General features: G+C 56.8%; 1 pseudogene. It reads right to left on the bottom strand.

Features of this window, described 5'->3' with window-relative positions:
- A pseudogene (locus AX708_RS21075) lies at positions 1-588 on the bottom strand (peptidase M23); the annotation flags it as partial.

Raw genomic sequence — 588 nt, 5'->3', positions numbered from 1 at the left:
GCGTCTCCCCGGTAGCATGTCTGTGTTGTGCGATTATGCTCGTAGAAAGCTTTGCGGCAGCATCCGCTCCGATTGCGGCGATAATACCCTCAGAATTTCCAACCCCAAGTTTGCCATTCACGCCTCCCGAGGCACCAGCCTCTCCAGACAAGAGGAACGATCTCGAGATACTCTGCGAGTCACTCTCGCTCAGGCCGAACCTCTCTTGAAGAGTATTGGATAGAGAACGAACCTGATCGTTGAATTTCGACACGCTCGAGTTGAAAGCCGACCCATTCTCGTTCGACGACGAAGCGCTGCGGCTTGCGCTTTCAAGCAGCTCAGTGCCGGTGGAGACTGTGGCGCTGCGAGACTCAGAGGCAGCCTGCCGAAGACCCTCTGCCCTGTTGAAGCCTTGGGACAAGGCCTCTCTGAAATCCGATGCAAAACCGTCGGTCCGCACTGGCTTGTAGGCTAGGGAAGAAATTGCCTGCCGGGTGTCGAAGGCGTTGGCACCATTGGCGAACCCTGTCTCGATCCCGCCGTCGGAATGAGTGAACGACCTCTTCCCGAACCCGGAGCCGTAGCTGAAGGTATCATCGTGCTTGT

Origin of the sequence: Erythrobacter sp. CCH5-A1, from assembly GCF_001557115.1 — a bacterium.
Taxonomy (GTDB): domain Bacteria; phylum Pseudomonadota; class Alphaproteobacteria; order Sphingomonadales; family Sphingomonadaceae; genus Erythrobacter.
Note: the sequence above shows the minus strand (reverse complement) of the source record. Positions and strands in the feature narration are given on the sequence as shown.